A 15,405-nucleotide genomic window follows, 5' to 3' on the forward strand; every position below is an offset into this window, starting at 1 on the left:
CCATCATCTCGCTGCGCACCATCATCGGCTACCCGGCCCCGAAGAAGCAGAACACCGGCAAGATCCACGGCTCGGCCCTCGGCTCGGAGGAAGTCGCCGCCCTGAAGAACGTGCTGGGCTTCGACCCGGAAAAGTCCTTCCAGGTGGACCAGGACGTCCTGGCCCACGCCCGCCAGCTGGTGGAGCGCGGCGCCGCTGCGCGTACCCAGTGGCAAGCCTCCTTCGAGGCATGGCAGTCGGCCAACCCGGAGAAGGCCGCGCTGCTTGAGCGCATCGAGGCCAAGAAGCTGCCGGCCGAACTCGACGCCGCCCTCCCGGTCTTCGAAGCCGGCAAGGATGTTTCCACCCGCGCCGCCTCCGGCAAGGTCCTGAACGCCATCGGACCGGTGCTTCCCGAGCTGTGGGGCGGCTCCGCCGACCTCGCCGAATCGAACAACACCACCATCGAGGGCTCGCCGTCGTTCATCCCGGCCTCCCGTTCCACGGAAGCCTGGAAGGGCAACCCCTACGGCCGGGTGCTGCACTTCGGCATCCGCGAGCACGCCGCCGCGTCGATCGTGAACGGCATCTCGCTGCACGGCCGCACCCGTGCCTTCTCGGGCACCTTCCTGATCTTCTCCGACTACCAGCGCCCCGCGATCCGCCTCGGCGCGCTGATGGGTGTGCCGTCCCTGTACGTGTGGACGCACGACTCCATCGGCCTGGGCGAAGATGGCCCCACCCACCAGCCGGTGGAGCAGCTCGCCTCGCTGCGTGCGATCCCGGGCCTGGACGTGGTCCGTCCCGGTGACGCCAACGAGGTCGCCGTGGCCTGGAAGACCATGCTGGAGAACCACGAGAACCCGGCCGGCATCGTGCTGACCCGCCAGAACATCCCCACCTATGCACGTGGTACGGGCGATGCCGAGGGTGACACCTTCGCGTCCACCGCCGGCGTGGCCAAGGGTGCCTACGTTCTGGCCGAGGCTTCCAAGGACGGCGCCACCGTCCCGGCGGACGTCATCCTGATCGCCACCGGATCCGAGGTCCAGCTGGCCGTGGCGGCCCGCGAAAACCTGCAGGCCGAAGGCATCGCCACCCGCGTTGTCTCCGTGCCCTGCGTGGAATGGTTCAAGAAGCAGGACCCGGCCTACCGCGAATCCGTCCTGCCGGCCGCCGTCAAGGCCCGCGTCTCCGTCGAGGCCGGCCTGGCCCTGGGCTGGTCCGAGTTCGTCGGCGACGCCGGCCGCTCCATCAGCCTCGAGCACTACGGCGCCTCCGCCGACTACAAGCGCCTCTTCAACGAGTTCGGCATCACCGCCGACGCCGTCACCGCGGCAGCCAAAGACTCCCTCGCCGGCGCCGTCACCGCGGCAGCCAAAGACTCCCTCGCCGGCCTTTCGGCCTGATTACCAAGGAGAAACAGAAAATGACTACTCCCACCCAGCAGCTTTCCGACGTCGGCGTTTCCATCTGGCTCGACGACCTGTCCCGTGAGCGCCTCAACAGCGGCAGCCTCGCCAAGCTGATCGAGGAAAAGAACGTCGTCGGCGTCACCACCAACCCGTCGATCTTCCACGCGGCCATCACCTCCGGCAGCGACTACGACGCGAAGATCGCCGAAGAAGCAGCCAAGGGCGCTTCGGTGGAAGAAACCATCTTCGAGATCACCACCACCGACGTCGCCGATGCCTGTGACTTGTTCGCCCCGGTCGCAGCAGCCACCAAGGGCGTGGACGGCCGCGTGTCCATCGAGGTCGACCCGCGCCTGGCATGGGACACCGAAGGCACCATCGCCGAGGCCAAGCACCTCTACAAGAAGGTCGCCAAGGACAACGTCCACATCAAGATCCCGGCGACCGTTGAAGGCCTCGCAGCCATCACCGCCGTGCTCGGCGAAGGCATCAGCGTCAACGTGACCCTGATCTTCTCCCTGGAGCGCTACCGCGCCGTGATCAACGCCTTCCAGTCCGGCCTCGAGCTGGCCAAGGAAAACGGCCACGACCTGTCCAAGATCCACTCCGTCGCCTCGTTCTTCGTCTCCCGCGTGGACACCGAAATCGACAAGCGCCTGGACGCGATCGGCAGCGAGGAAGCCAAGGCCCTCAAGGGCAAGGCCGGCGTCGCGAACGCCCGCCTGGCGTTCCAGGTCTACGAAGAGCAGTTCTCCACCGAACGCTGGGCCGTGCTGGCCGAAGCCGGCGCCCTGCCGCAGCGTCCGCTCTGGGCCTCCACCGGCGTCAAGGACCCGGCCTACCCGGACACCCTCTACGTCACCGAGCTGGCTGCGGCCGGCGTCGTGAACACCATGCCGGAAAAGACCCTCGAGGCAACCTTCGACCACGGCGTGGTCACCGGTGACACCATCGCGGGCAGCTACGAGGAAGCGAACTCCGTCCTGGACGCCCTCGAAGGCCTCGGCGTCTCCTACAACGACGTCGTCGCCCTCTTGGAATCCGAAGGCCTGGACAAGTTCGTCGCATCCTGGAAGGAACTCCTCGGAGACGTCGAAGGCGCCCTCGCATCCGCACGGAAGGCTTCCTGACACCTCATGAGCTCACTCAGCTACGACGCAAGCGGTGCCGCACAGCAGGCCATCGAGCAGCATGTCCCGGCACTTGTTGAAGACCGGATCGCCAGCCGGATCTTCGCGAAGGACCACACCCTCTGGGGTACCGACGCGGAATCCGAATCGGCCATCCGCCTCGGATGGGTGGAAGCGGCCACCGTTTCCCAGCCCCTGGTCGAAGGGATCCTGGAACTCCGGGATGCCCTGAAGGCAGAAGGCATCACCCGGATTGTCCTGTGCGGCATGGGCGGCTCCTCGCTCGCCCCGGAAGTCATTGCCGGAACCGCCGGCGTCGAGCTGACCGTGCTGGACAGCACCGACCCCGAACAGGTCGGTGCTGTCCTCGCGGAGCGTCTCGCCGAAACCGCCATCGTGGTTTCGTCCAAGTCCGGCTCCACCGTCGAAACCGACTCCCAGCGGCGTGTCTTCGAAAAGGCGTTCAACGACGCCGGCATCGACGCCACGAGCCGCATTATCATCGTCACCGACCCGGGCTCGCCGCTGGACAAGGCGTCCCGCGAAGCCGGCTACCGTGCGGTCTTCAACGCCGACCCCAACGTCGGCGGTCGTTTCTCCGCCCTGACCGCCTTCGGGCTGGTTCCCTGCGGCCTGGCCGGCGTCGACATCCAGGCCCTCCTGGACGAAGCGGAAGAAGCCGCGGAAATCCTCCGCGAGGATTCCGAAGACAACATCGGACTGCGCCTGGGCGCCGCCCTCGGCGGCACCTCCCCGCTGCGCAACAAGATCGTCATCGCCGAAGACGGTTCCGGCATCGTCGGTTTCGCCGACTGGGCCGAACAGCTCATCGCCGAATCCACCGGAAAACTCGGCACCGGTGTGCTGCCCGTCGTCGCGGGCCCCTCGGCCCCCGAGGTCAGCGGCGGTGCCGACGACGTCCTGGTAGTCCGCTTGGTGGGCGCCGATTCAGAGGTCGAACTCGGAGCGAACGAAGCGGCGATCGCCGGTGGCCTCGCCACCCAGATGTTCGTCTGGGAATTCGCCACCGCCGTCGCCGGACGCCTGCTGGGCATCAACCCCTTCGACCAGCCCGACGTCGAAGCCGCCAAGGTGGCCGCGCGCGGCCTGCTGGACGCACGTCCCGAGCCCACCCCGGCCAACTTCACCGACGGTGCCATCGAGGTCCGCGGCGGCGCCTGGCTGGCCGGTGCAGCCACGGTGGAAGACGCCGTGAAGGCGCTGCTCGGCGGACTCGGGCAGGACGGCTACCTCAGTGTCCAGGCCTACTTCGACCGGATCGCCTACGCACCGTTCGAAGTCGTCCGCGACCAGCTCGCGGCAGTCAGCGGCCGTCCGGTAACGTTCGGCTGGGGTCCGCGGTTCCTGCACTCCACCGGCCAGTTCCACAAGGGCGGTCCGGCCATCGGCTCGTTCCTGCAGATCACCGCGGCCGGTTCCGGGGACGTCGAGATCCCTGAGCGCCCCTTCACGTTCGGCCAACTGATCGCAGCCCAGGCCGCAGGTGATGCCCAGGTCCTCGAAAACCACGGACGTCCCGTCCTCCGCCTGCACCTCGTGGAGCGGAGCGCGGGTGTCGCCCAGCTCCAGGAAATCGTCGCCGCGCTGGCCTCCCAGGCCACCGCGCTCGAAAGCTAAGGCACAATCCAAACATGCCAGAAACTGAAAACGGCAGGAAGACTGCCGTCCGCAATCCCCTGCGGGATCCGCGCGACCGGCGCCTGAACCGCATCGCGGGTCCGTCGTCGTTGGTGTTCTTCGGAGTCACCGGCGACCTCGCCCGCAAGAAGCTCATGCCCGCCGTGTACGACCTCGCGAACCGGGGGCTGCTGCCCCCGAGCTTCGCGCTGGTCGGCTTCGGCCGGCGCGACTGGAGCAACGAGGACTTCGCCAACGAGGTCCGGGAGAACGTCAAGGCGCACTCCCGTACCCCGTTCGACGAGGCGGTCTGGAACCAGCTGTCCGAGGGCATCCGTTTCGTCCAGGGCGAGTTCGACGACGACGAGGCGTTCAAGCGGCTCGATGCCACGCTGGCCGAACTGGACGAGAACCGCGGCACCCGGGGCAACCACGGCTTCTACCTGTCGATTCCGCCCAAGGCGTTCGAACAGGTCTGCCGGCAGCTGTCCCGGCACGGCCTGGCCCAGGCTGCGGACGGCCAGTGGCGCCGTGTGGTCATCGAAAAGCCCTTCGGCCATGACCTCGAATCCGCCCGGAAGCTGAACGACATCGTCGAATCCGTGTTCCCGCAGGACGCGGTCTTCCGCATCGACCACTACCTGGGCAAGGAAACGGTCCAGAACATCCTGGCGCTGCGCTTCGCGAACCAGCTGTTCGAACCGATCTGGAACGCCAACTACGTGGACCACGTGCAGATCACCATGGCCGAGGACATCGGTACGGGCGGCCGCGCCGGCTACTACGACGGCGTGGGCGCAGCCCGTGACGTCATCCAGAACCACCTCCTGCAACTGCTGGCGCTGACCGCGATGGAGGAGCCCATTTCCTTCAACGCGGACGACCTGCGCGCCGAGAAGGAAAAGGTCCTGGCCGCCGTCAAGCTGCCCGAGGACCTGTCCACGCATTCGGCCCGGGGACAGTTCACCGGCGGCTGGCAGGGCGGCGAACTCGTCCAGGGCTACCTCGAGGAAGACGGCATCCCCGCCGATTCCAAGACGGAAACCTACGCGGCCATCCGTTTGGACATCAACACCCGCCGCTGGAGCGGAGCACCGTTCTACCTACGGGCCGGCAAGCGCCTCGGCCGTCGCGTGACCGAGATCGCCGTCGTGTTCAAGCGTGCCCCCAACCTGCTGTTCCGGGACCACAGCGAGGACGACTTCGGCCAGAACGCCGTGGTCATCCGCGTCCAGCCGGACGAGGGCGCCACGATCCGATTCGGTTCGAAGGTCCCGGGCACGCAGATGGAAGTCCGCGACGTGACCATGGACTTCGGCTACGGCCACTCCTTCACGGAGTCCAGCCCCGAAGCCTACGAGCGGCTGATCCTGGACGTGCTGCTGGGCGAACCGCCGCTGTTCCCGCGCCACCAGGAAGTCGAGGAGTCCTGGAAGATCCTGGACCCCTTCGAGGAATACTGGGCAGGCTTGGACGAGCAGCCCGAACCCTATGCTCCGGGCAGCTGGGGGCCGGCTTCGGCCGACGAACTGCTGGCCCGCGACGGACGAAGCTGGAGAAGGCCATGATTGTAGATCTTCCAGATACCACCACCTCGAAGATCTCCAAGAAGATCACCTCGCTGCGCGAGCAGGGCGGCGTCATCGCCCTGGGCCGGGTGCTGACCCTCGTGGTCGTCACCAAGTCCGGCCTGGAGGAAGAAGCCATCGAGGCGGCCAACGAGGCCAGCCGCGAACACCCCTGCCGGATCATCGTGCTGGCCGACGCCGGAGCCGAGGCCCCGGACCGGCTGGACGCCCAGATCCGTGTGGGCGGCGATGCCGGTGCCTCCGAAGTCATCGTGTTGCGCGGTTTCGGTTCGTTGGCCAAGGAGAGCGAATCGCTCGTGGCCGGACTGCTCCTGCCGGACGCTCCGATCGTGGCCTGGTGGCCGCACGGGGCCCCGGACAACGCCTGCGAAACCTCGATCGGCCGGATCTCGCACCGCCGCATCACGGATTCGGCCAACGAGCCTGATCCGGCTGCGGCGCTGGAACGCATCCGCACCACGTACCGGGCCGGCGACACCGACCTGGCCTGGACCCGCCTGACGAACTGGCGCCTGCAGCTCGCCGCGGCACTGGACCAGGTGGACGACTCCCCTGTCACGGCCATCACCGTGGAAGGCGCCTCGGATTCACCCAGCACCCTGCTGCTCGCTGCCTGGCTGACCCTCTTCCTCGACGCTCCGGTGAAGATCGTGGAAGACCCTGCCGGCACCGGCATCCGCCGGGTGCTGCTGAGCCGTGCCACCGGCGACGTCCAGCTGCACCGTCCGGGACTCACCGTGGCCGAGCTGACCCAGCCCGGCCAGCCGGCGCAGCGCATTTCGCTGCCTCGCCGCAGCCTGCGCGATTGCCTCGCCGAAGAATTGCGCCGGCTCGATCCGGACGACGTCTTCGGCGAAGTGATTACTATGGGACTGCCCCGCACCGAAAGCAAGGAGTAGCGTTCCGTGACCGTTGAGCCCAGAGTAAGCATCCACCCCGACTCCACCGTCCTGATGGCCGCGATTGCGGCCCGCCTCATCACCAAGTTGGTCGATGTGCAGGACAAGCACGGGGAAGCCACTGTCGTCCTGACCGGCGGCACCGTGGGAATCGGAACCCTCAAGGCCGTGGCGGCCTCTCCTGCGGCCCCGGCCGTGGACTGGTCCCGGGTCAACCTCTGGTGGGGTGACGAGCGGTTCGTGGCCAAGGACAGCCCGGACCGCAACACCCGCCAGGCACGCGAGGCACTGCTGTCCGGCCTGCCGCTGGATCCGGAGCGCGTCCACGAGCCCGGGTCCTCGGACGAATTCGCCTCGGCTGAGGACGCCGCTGCGGACTACGCTGCCCGGTTGAAGGCCGCCGCCGAAGCCGAGCACGCTGCCGACACCTCGGACAACCGCCCGGCGGATGCCGGTGAGCTGCCGCGCTTCGACGTGCTGCTGCTCGGCGTCGGTCCCGATGCGCACATCGCCTCGCTCTTCCCCGAGCAGGCGGGCATCAGGGTCCACGACCGCACGGTGGTGGGCGTGGAAAACTCCCCCAAGCCGCCGCCGTCGCGCATTTCACTGACGCTGCCGGCAATCAACTCGGCGCAGGAGATCTGGATGGTTGTCGCAGGCGAGGACAAGGCCGGCGCGGTCGGCCTGGCCCTCGCAGGGGCGAACCCGGTGCAGGTCCCGGCAGCGGGACCGCACGGCCGCTCACGCACCCTGTGGCTGATCGACGAGAACGCGGCGTCCCGCGTTCCGCAGCAGCTAGTCCGCAAGGATCCCGCGGGAGCGTAACCTCTTCAGCGCTCCAGCCAGGACACGTTCGGCGTCCTGGCTGGAGCGCCTTTCTTTAACGTAATCGAGGTGGCTCTTGAAGACCTCGTCATCCTGGCGTTCGCAGGGTGCTATGCCGGGCTCCCGGGCGGCCACGAGGCCGCATTTCGGGCAGTCCCAGTTCGCCGGGATCTGGTCATCCGGCAGCTTAAGAAAAACAAGCCGCGTCTCGTGTCCATTGGCGCACCAATAAGGGACACGAATACGCGGCAAGTTTTCGCCGACAGTGCTGTCGGACTCGTTTTTGGGACCTGTACCGGCGGTCACGCCGGCCCTGGTGCCACGGAATCCTTGGCTGCCATGAACCATCGTCAAGCTCCTCGAGAGTCGGCTGCATCGCTTTAAGCCACGCAGCCAAGTCTAATGCCGGGAGCCCGACGGCGGCAGTGCCGGTTTCCGCGTCAGGAGCCTGGGGAGGCCAGGAGGTCAGGAATCTCCGCCGGAAGTGAAGCGCATGATCAGGCCGAGGCCGATGATCACCACGCCCCAGGTGCAGCCAAGCACGATGGTGAAGCGGTTGAGGTTCCGCTCCGCGACGCCCGAGGAGCTGAGGCCGGAGCTCATGCCGCCACCGAACATGTCGGAAAGGCCACCGCCGCGGCCCTTGTGCAGCAGGATGAGCAGGGTCAGCAGAAGGCTGGTGATGCCCAGCAGGATCTGCAGGATTACTTGAAGAACGTCCACGACGGCCTTTCAGGAGTGCGGAAAGCGGGAGCTACCAGGCCTAGGCCGCGGTGATGTGGCTCTCGAACCTGACAATGTTAGCAAACTCGGCCGGGTCGAGGCTGGCGCCACCCACAAGGAGGCCGTCCACGTCGGCTTCGGCCATGATCGCTGCAGCGTTGTTGGCCTTGACGGAGCCGCCGTAGAGGAGGCGGGTTCCGGCGGCCACGGCGTCGTCGAACAAGGAAGCCAGTTCCGCACGGATGGCGGCACACATTTCCTGGGCGTCTTCCGGCCCTGCGACCTCGCCGGTACCGATGGCCCAGACGGGTTCGTAGGCCACGACGAGTTCCTTGGCCTGCTCCGCCGTGAGGCCTTCGACGCCGGCGCGCAGCTGGGCGAGGGTGTGCTCCACGTGGGTACCGGCCTGGCGGATGTCAAGGCCTTCGCCAACGCACAGGACCGGGGTGACCTCGTGGCGGAAGGCGGCCTTCACCTTGGCGTTGAGGACCTCGTCCGTCTCGTTGTGGATGGTGCGGCGTTCACTGTGGCCCACGAGGACGTAGGAGCAGCCGAGCTTGTTGAGGAACTGGCCGGAGATGTCCCCGGTGTAGGCGCCGGAGTCGAACTGGGACAGGTCCTGACCACCGTAGACAACCTTGAGTTCGTCGCCCTGGACGAGGGTCTGGACGCCACGGAGATCGGTGAACGGCGGGAAGACAGCAACCTCCACGCGGCTGTAGTCGTGCTTGGCGTCGGACAGGGTCCAGGCAAGCTTCTGCAGCAGGGTGATGCCCTGGACGTGGTCCATGTTCATCTTCCAGTTGCCGGCGATGAACGGCGTGCGGACGAAGTTTCCGTTGGCAGAGGTTGTCACGTGTGCTCCAAAGAAGTAGTGAAAGGGAAACCGGCAAGGTGCTGCTCCGAAAGGAGCGGCACCTTGCCGGCCTGGTGCCTGCTGGCGGGTGTTGATGCCTAGCGGTCGAGAACGCTCAGGCCCGGGAGTTCCTTGCCTTCAAGGTATTCCAGGCTGGCGCCGCCGCCAGTGGAAATGTGGCCGAACTGCGAATCCTCGAAACCGAGAGTGCGCACGGCCGCGGCGGAATCGCCGCCGCCGACCACGGTGAAGGCTTCGGTTTCCGTCAGCGCCTGCGCGATCGCGCGGGTGCCGGCGGCGAAGGCCTCGAACTCGAAGACGCCCATGGGGCCGTTCCAGAACACGGTGCGTGCACCCTTGATCTGTTCGGCGAACAGTGCCGCCGATTCCGGTCCGATGTCCAGGCCGATGCCTGCGGCACCGAAGGTGCTTGCTTCGATGGCGTCAGCGGCGACGGTCTCGAATTCGGCGTCAGCGGCGAAGCGGCTTGCCACGACGACGTCGACCGGGATCACGAAGGTGGTGCCGGCGTCGGAAGCGCGCTTGAGATAGTCCTGCACCACCGGGATCTGGTCTTCTTCGAGGAGGCTGCTTGCCACCTTGTGCCCGGCAGCGGCCAGGAAGGTGAAGAGCATGCCTCCGCCCACCAGGATGGTGTCGGCCTTGCCCAGGAGGTTGTCGATCACGGCGAGCTTGTCCGAGACCTTGGAACCGCCGAGGACCACGACGTAGGGGCGCTGCGTGTCGGCCGTGAGCTTCCGCAGGACCTCTACCTCGGTGTGCACGAGGTCGCCCTGGTAGGACGGCAGGCGGGTGGCAACGTCGTAGACGCTGGCGTGCTTGCGGTGCACGGCGCCGAAGGCATCGTCCACGAAGGCACCGTTGTCCCCGGTCAGGGCCACCAGTTCGTCAGCGAAGGCGCCGCGCTCGGCGTCGTCCTTGCTGGTTTCACGGGCATCGAAGCGGACGTTCTCCAAGACGAGCACTCCACCGTCCTGCAGGCCGGCTGCGGCCTCCTTCGCGGCGGTACCGACGGTATCCGCGGCCAAGGTGACCGGAAAGTCAGCCAGTTCGGCGAGACGCGCCACGGCGGGCTTCAGGGAGTACTTGTCTTCGGGTGCGCCCTTGGGGCGTCCGAGGTGGGCGGTTACGAGCACACGGGCACCGGCGTCCGAGAGCTTCTTGAGGACCGGGAGGGAGGCCTTGACGCGGCCGTCGTCGGTCACTGTAGAGCCGTCGAGCGGCACGTTCAGGTCACTTCTGACGAGAACGTACCGCCCGCGGACACCTTCAGCGATGAGTTCGTTGAGGGTGTGAGATGTCATGTGTCTACCCTAGCCCAGCTTGGATGCGACGAGCTCCGTGAGGTCGACCAGGCGGTTGGAGTAGCCCCACTCGTTGTCATACCAGGACACAACCTTGACCTGGTTGCCGATCACCTTGGTCAGGCCGGAGTCGAAGATCGAGGAGGTGGGGTCGCCGACGATGTCGGAGGAGACGATCGGGGCGTCGGTGTAGCTGAGGATGCCCTTGAGGCTGGACTCGGCGGCGGCCTTGACGGCGGCGTTGACCTCGTCGACCGTGACTTCACGGGAAACGGTGACGGTGAGGTCGGTGGCGGAGCCGGTGGGGACGGGAACGCGGATGGCGTAACCGTCGAGCTTGCCCTTCAGCTCCGGCAGGACCAGGCCGATTGCCTTCGCGGCACCCGTGGAGGTGGGGACCATGTTGATGGCGGCGGCGCGGGCGCGGCGGAGGTCGCCGTGCGGGCCGTCCTGCAGGTTCTGGTCGGCGGTGTAGGCGTGGACGGTGGTCATCAGGCCGCGTTCGATGCCGAAGGAGTCGTTGATGACCTTGGCCAGCGGGCCGAGGCAGTTGGTGGTGCAGGAAGCGTTGGAGATGATGTTGTGCGCTGCGGGGTCGTAGAGACCGTCGTTCACGCCCATCACGATGGTGATGTCTTCGTCCGTGGCGGGAGCGGAGATCAGGACCTTCTTGGCACCGGCGTCGATGTGCTTCTGCGCAGCAGCGGCCTTGGTGAAGAAGCCGGTGGACTCGATGACGATGTCCACGTTGAGCTCGCCCCAGGGAAGGTTTGCGGGATCGCGTTCGGCGAGCACCTTGATGGCCTTGCCGTCCACCACGATCTGGCCGTCGACGACCTCGACGGACTGGGTCAGGCGACCACCGACGGAGTCGTACTTCAGCAGGTGGGCCAGCGTCTCGGGGCTGGTGAGGTCGTTGACCGCGACGATCTCGAGATCGGCGCCCTGGGCCAGCGCTGCGCGGAAGTAGTTGCGTCCGATGCGGCCGAAGCCGTTGATACCAATACGGGTGGTCACTTTTTGTCTCCTTGGTGCTCTCTCAAGCACATCTAGTGAGTCGGAACTTGATTCCAACTAACAAATCCCGCACGTCTTTGGGCAGAAGTGATTATCAGATCGGAGGGCGACCAGCCACGTTGCTGAAGGCTGACGACGCCTTCCGTGACCTATCTTACGTTCAAGAAAGCCCGCCCCTGCAACTGCAGGGGCGGGCTTTCCGCCATTTGGGCGAAATTCACGCGAATGTGAAGTTTGTTACACCTGCGTGTCTTCCGGATCACCCGCTAGAGGACGATGAGTCCCGTGGCGTTGGCGCGGGCTGCTTCGAAGCGCTTGGCGACGTCGGCCCAGTTGACGATGTTCCAGAACGCCTTGACGTAGTCGGCCTTCACATTGACGTAGTCCAGGTAGAAGGCGTGCTCCCACATGTCCAGCATCAGCAGCGGGGTGGTGCCGACGGCGACGTTGCCCTGCTGGTCGTAGAGCTGCTCGATCAACAGGTTGCCGGCGATGGGCTCGTAGGCCAGGAAGGCCCAGCCGGAGCCCTGCAGGCCGAGGGCAGCCGCGGTGAACTGGGCACGGAAAGCGTCGAAGGAGCCGAAGGCGTCCTCGATGGCGGCCGCCAGCTCGCCTTCCGGCTTGTCGCCGCCGTCCGGGGAGATGTTGTTCCAGAACACCGAGTGGTTGATGTGGCCGCCGGTGTGGAACGCCAGGTCCTTCGACAGGCGGTTGATGTTGGCGAAGTCGCCCTTTTCGCGGGCTTCGGCCAGCTGGGCCAAGGCGTTGTTGGCGCCGGCAACGTAGGCGGCATGGTGCTTGCTGTGGTGCAGCTCCATGATCTTCGCCGAGATGTGCGGTTCAAGCGCCGCGTAGTCGTAGCCAAGCTCGGGCAGTACGTACTCTGTCACGAAACCCTCCAATGTTGTGGACCGTCGGTCCTGTTGCTAACTCTCGTTCTGTTCATCCGGCCGGAGCACCGGCCGGAAATCTTTGGGGAGCACTGCTTTCCCGGCGGACCATCGGCATAACCGAGGGACCCGTCCGGGTATTTCACCCCGCCGTGTCGATTCTAGGCACGGTGGCTATTCGTCCATCATTTCCGGAGTCACATTTGCCTCGGTGCCCGGGATGTCGAGCTCGGCGGCGCGTTTGTCCGCCATGGCGAGCAGGCGCCGGATCCGGCCGGCGATCGCGTCCTTGGTCATGGGCGGGTCGGCGAGGCGGCCGAGTTCGTCCAGGCTCGCCTGCTTGTGCGCGACGCGCAGTTCACCCGCGTACTTCAGGTGGTCCGGGACGTCGTCGCCAAGGATCTCCAAGGCGCGGTCCACGCGGGCTCCGGCCGCGACGGCTGCCTGGGCGGAGCGGCGCAGGTTGGCGTCATCGAAGTTCGCCAGGCGGTTGGCCGTGGCGCGCACCTCCTTGCGCATGCGCCGCTCCTCCCAGACCATCAGCGCGTCGTGGGCGCCCATCCGGGTCAGGAGTTCGGCGATCGTGTCGCCGTCGCGGATCACCACGCGGTCCACGCCGCGCACTTCGCGGGCCTTGGCCTGGATTCCGAGGCGGCGGGCCGCGCCCACCAGCGCGAGGGCGGACTCCGGGCCTGGGCAGGTGACTTCCAGCGAAGAGGAACGGCCGGGTTCGGTCAGCGAGCCATGGGCGAGGAAAGCCCCGCGCCAGACCGCCTCGGCGTCCGCGGCTGAGCCGTTCACGACGGCGGAGGGCAGCCCGCGCACAGGGCGTCCCCGGCCGTCGAGCAGGCCGGTCTGCCGGGCGAGGGCCTCGCCGTCGCGCACCACGCGGACGACGTAACGGCTGCCGCGCCGCAGTCCCCCGCCGGAGACGACAATGATCTCGCTCTGGTGCCCATAGACCTCCGCGATGGCCGCACGCAGCCGCCGGGCGGTGGAGGCGAGGTCCACCTCGGCCTCGATGACGATGCGGCCCGAGATGATGTGCAGCCCGCCCGCGAAGCGCAGCATGGCCGAGACTTCGGCCTTGCGCACGGAGGACTTCTTGATATCCAGCCGGGAAAGTTCTTCCTTGACCGATGCGGTCAGTGCCATGGCGTGTTCCTAACTATTCCCGAAAATATCGTGGTACGCCGCCGCCAGAAGGAGGGGGTCGTGGACCGGGCGGCGCCGGGACGCACCTACTCTACCGAAGACGACCTCCGCGCCGATGCGTCCGGCGGCCTTTTCGAAGGTCGCGACGTCGGCCACGGATTCCGGATCGGCGAGGACCACGTCCACGCTGAACTCCGGGGCGTACTTGCGCAGCGCATCCAGGTGGTCGGCCGCGCTCATGCCGGAGGTTTCCTTCGTGTCCATGGCCAGGTTCATGGTCAGGCAGCGCTTGGCGGCTGTGCCCACGAGGGCCTGGCGCATTTCAGGAAGGAGCAGGTGCGGCAGCACGGAGGTGTACCAGGAGCCCGGCCCGAGGATGATCCAGTCCGCCAGCTCGATGGCCGTCAGCGCATCGGTGCAGGCCGGTGCGTCCTGCGGGATGAGCCTGACATCTTCCAATGAACCGGCCACCGCGCACTTCGCTTGGCCGGTGATGGTCTGCACTTCGTACCCGCCGTTGGGCAACGGGACGCGGACGTCGCCTTCGATGGTGAGCGGCACGCTGGACATCGGAAGCACCTGACCGCGGGCGCCAAGCAGCGCGCCGGCCCACTTCAACCCGGCGACAGTATCGCCCAGGAGCTCCCAAAGGGTCATGATGAGCAGGTTGCCCATGGCGTGGTTGTCGAGCGGGCTTTCGCGGCCGTCCGGGGCCTTGAAGCGGTGCTGCATGACGTCGCGCCAAGTACGTCCCCAGTCGGTGTCATCGCAGAGGGCGCTTAGCGCCATGCGCAGGTCGCCCGGCGGGAGGACGCCGTACTGTTCGCGGAGACGCCCGGAGGAGCCGCCGTCGTCCGCTACCGTCACGATGGCGGTCAGCTCGGAGGTGAGGAGGCGCAGCGCGGACAACGACGCGGCCAGCCCGTGGCCGCCGCCGAGTGCCACCACCGACGGGCTCTTGTCCTTCTGGCTGCCCGGCGTACCTTTCGGCGGGATGAGCGGCAGCGGCCCTGTCAGGATGCCCATTACTCGCGGCCCAGATCGCGGTGGCTGGTGGTGACTGTCACGCGCGGATACTGCGCCAGGCGTTTGGAAAGCTCGACGGCGACCGCCACCGAACGGTGCTTGCCGCCGGTGCAGCCCACGGCGATGGTGGCGTAGTGCTTGTTCTCCGTGCGGTATCCGTCCAGGACCGGTTCAAGGGCCCGTACGTAGCGGTCCACGAATTCCTTCACCCCGGCGGCCTCGAGCACATAGTCCCGGACGTCGGCGTCCAGCCCGGTGTGCGGGCGCAGCTGCGGAACCCAGTGCGGGTTGGGGATGAAACGGGCGTCGGCCACGAAGTTGGCGTCCACCGGAAGCCCGTACTTGAAACCAAAGCTCATGACGTTCAGGCGCAGCGTCACGGGGCCGGTTTCGCTGAAGAGCTCGGTGATGGCAGTGGCGAGTCCGTGGACGTTGAACGCGCTGGTGTCCAGGACGATGTCCGCGGATTCGCGCAGTTCCCTGAGCACCTCGCGTTCGGCGGCGATGCCGTCCAGGATGCGTCCGCCTCCCTGCAGCGGGTGGGGCCGCCGGCCCTGTTCAAAGCGCCGCACCAGGACGTCGTCGCTGGCGTCGAGGAACAGCACCCGGAAAGTGATGCCGCTGGCGCTCAGGGCGCCGAGGGCAGCGCGGATGTCGCTGAACAGCCCCTTGCTGCGGACGTCGACGACGATCGCAAGCTTGGGGATGGAGCCCGGGGCATGGGAGACGATTTCGGCCAGGGTGCCGAGCATCTGCGGCGGGAGGCCTTCAACGACATACCAGCCGTGGTCCTCAAGGGCGTCGGACGCGGTGCTCCGGCCGGCCCCGGACATACCTGTCACCACCAGCAGTTCCGCTTCGGCAGGCTTGACGGGAACGAGTCCGTCCTGCTCCGCGCCGGATTCTGCCGTTGGTTCTGACATCAAATCTCCCCCGTT

15 protein-coding genes are annotated in these 15,405 nt (G+C 66.9%); 6 read left to right on the forward strand and 9 right to left on the reverse strand.

What is annotated here, in order from left to right:
- The 6 genes from DWV11_RS02625 to pgl all read left to right on the forward strand — a co-directional run.
- On the forward strand, positions 1–1,388 hold a 1,388-nt coding region (locus tag DWV11_RS02625; protein WP_281269598.1), incomplete at its 5' end, for a transketolase-like TK C-terminal-containing protein.
- Between the two features lie 20 nt (positions 1,389–1,408).
- Positions 1,409–2,524: a transaldolase gene (gene tal / locus DWV11_RS02630; protein ID WP_115787353.1), complete on the forward strand. Its 1,116-nt coding sequence runs from the start codon at positions 1,409–1,411 to the stop codon at positions 2,522–2,524.
- Between the two features lie 6 nt (positions 2,525–2,530).
- On the forward strand, positions 2,531–4,162 hold the full coding sequence (locus tag DWV11_RS02635) for a glucose-6-phosphate isomerase (protein WP_115787354.1): 1,632 nt from the start codon (positions 2,531–2,533) through the stop codon (positions 4,160–4,162).
- A gap of 14 nt (positions 4,163–4,176) precedes the next feature.
- On the forward strand, positions 4,177–5,730 hold the full coding sequence (zwf, locus tag DWV11_RS02640) for a glucose-6-phosphate dehydrogenase (RefSeq protein WP_115787355.1): 1,554 nt from the start codon (positions 4,177–4,179) through the stop codon (positions 5,728–5,730).
- Positions 5,727–6,650, forward strand: a complete 924-nt coding sequence (locus DWV11_RS02645; protein ID WP_115787356.1) for a glucose-6-phosphate dehydrogenase assembly protein OpcA — start codon at positions 5,727–5,729, stop codon at positions 6,648–6,650. The genes zwf and DWV11_RS02645 overlap by 4 nt, the downstream gene beginning before the upstream one ends.
- A gap of 6 nt (positions 6,651–6,656) precedes the next feature.
- The gene (pgl, locus tag DWV11_RS02650; RefSeq protein WP_115787357.1) at positions 6,657–7,475 is read left to right on the forward strand and encodes a 6-phosphogluconolactonase; all 819 of its coding nucleotides are present in this window, start codon (positions 6,657–6,659) and stop codon (positions 7,473–7,475) included.
- Here pgl and DWV11_RS02655 read toward each other — a convergent pair.
- The 9 genes from DWV11_RS02655 to rapZ form a co-directional block, all read right to left on the reverse strand.
- Positions 7,446–7,823 carry an RNA polymerase-binding protein RbpA gene (locus DWV11_RS02655; RefSeq protein ID WP_115787358.1) on the reverse strand — a complete coding sequence of 126 codons (378 nt, stop codon included), beginning with the start codon at positions 7,821–7,823 and terminating at the stop codon, positions 7,446–7,448. The two genes, pgl and DWV11_RS02655, sit on opposite strands and share 30 nt — an antisense overlap.
- A 117-nt stretch (positions 7,824–7,940) precedes the next feature.
- Positions 7,941–8,198, reverse strand: coding sequence for a preprotein translocase subunit SecG (gene secG / locus DWV11_RS02660; protein WP_074589634.1), 258 nt, complete (start codon positions 8,196–8,198; stop codon positions 7,941–7,943).
- 40 nt (positions 8,199–8,238) lie between these two features.
- Positions 8,239–9,054, reverse strand: coding sequence for a triose-phosphate isomerase (tpiA, locus tag DWV11_RS02665; protein WP_115787359.1), 816 nt, complete (start codon positions 9,052–9,054; stop codon positions 8,239–8,241).
- A gap of 98 nt (positions 9,055–9,152) precedes the next feature.
- A complete protein-coding gene (locus DWV11_RS02670; protein WP_115787360.1) occupies positions 9,153–10,379 on the reverse strand; it encodes a phosphoglycerate kinase in 1,227 nt (408 codons plus the stop codon).
- A 9-nt stretch (positions 10,380–10,388) separates the two neighbouring features.
- Positions 10,389–11,396: a type I glyceraldehyde-3-phosphate dehydrogenase gene (gap, locus tag DWV11_RS02675; RefSeq protein ID WP_115787361.1), complete on the reverse strand. Its 1,008-nt coding sequence runs from the start codon at positions 11,394–11,396 to the stop codon at positions 10,389–10,391.
- 266 nt (positions 11,397–11,662) lie between these two features.
- Complete coding sequence (locus DWV11_RS02680; protein WP_115787362.1) at positions 11,663–12,286, reverse strand: superoxide dismutase; 624 nt, start codon at positions 12,284–12,286, stop codon at positions 11,663–11,665.
- Between the two features lie 174 nt (positions 12,287–12,460).
- The gene (gene whiA / locus DWV11_RS02685; protein WP_070349529.1) at positions 12,461–13,441 is read right to left on the reverse strand and encodes a DNA-binding protein WhiA; all 981 of its coding nucleotides are present in this window, start codon (positions 13,439–13,441) and stop codon (positions 12,461–12,463) included.
- Positions 13,442–13,450: 9 nt separating this feature from the next.
- Positions 13,451–14,467 carry a gluconeogenesis factor YvcK family protein gene (locus DWV11_RS02690; protein ID WP_115787363.1) on the reverse strand — a complete coding sequence of 339 codons (1,017 nt, stop codon included), beginning with the start codon at positions 14,465–14,467 and terminating at the stop codon, positions 13,451–13,453.
- Positions 14,467–15,390, reverse strand: a complete 924-nt coding sequence (rapZ, locus tag DWV11_RS02695; protein WP_115787364.1) for an RNase adapter RapZ — start codon at positions 15,388–15,390, stop codon at positions 14,467–14,469. Before rapZ ends, DWV11_RS02690 begins: the two co-directional genes overlap by 1 nt.
- Positions 15,391–15,405 lie beyond the last annotated feature (15 nt).

Source organism: Arthrobacter silvisoli (assembly GCF_003369445.1).
GTDB classification, from domain to species: domain Bacteria; phylum Actinomycetota; class Actinomycetes; order Actinomycetales; family Micrococcaceae; genus Arthrobacter; species Arthrobacter silvisoli.

What these genes read in the sequence shown, in the direction of transcription:
- tal (WP_115787353.1), top strand. Translation starts at nt 1,409, where the DNA reads ATGACTACTCCCACCCAGCAGCTTTCCGACGTCGGCGTTTCCATCTGG.
- DWV11_RS02635 (WP_115787354.1), top strand. Translation starts at nt 2,531, where the DNA reads ATGAGCTCACTCAGCTACGACGCAAGCGGTGCCGCACAGCAGGCCATC.
- zwf (WP_115787355.1), top strand. Translation starts at nt 4,177, where the DNA reads ATGCCAGAAACTGAAAACGGCAGGAAGACTGCCGTCCGCAATCCCCTG.
- DWV11_RS02645 (WP_115787356.1), top strand. Translation starts at nt 5,727, where the DNA reads ATGATTGTAGATCTTCCAGATACCACCACCTCGAAGATCTCCAAGAAG.
- DWV11_RS02655 (WP_115787358.1), bottom strand. Translation starts at nt 7,823, where the DNA reads ATGGTTCATGGCAGCCAAGGATTCCGTGGCACCAGGGCCGGCGTGACC.
- DWV11_RS02670 (WP_115787360.1), bottom strand. Translation starts at nt 10,379, where the DNA reads ATGACATCTCACACCCTCAACGAACTCATCGCTGAAGGTGTCCGCGGG.
- whiA (WP_070349529.1), bottom strand. Translation starts at nt 13,441, where the DNA reads ATGGCACTGACCGCATCGGTCAAGGAAGAACTTTCCCGGCTGGATATC.
- DWV11_RS02690 (WP_115787363.1), bottom strand. Translation starts at nt 14,467, where the DNA reads ATGGGCATCCTGACAGGGCCGCTGCCGCTCATCCCGCCGAAAGGTACG.
- rapZ (WP_115787364.1), bottom strand. Translation starts at nt 15,390, where the DNA reads ATGTCAGAACCAACGGCAGAATCCGGCGCGGAGCAGGACGGACTCGTT.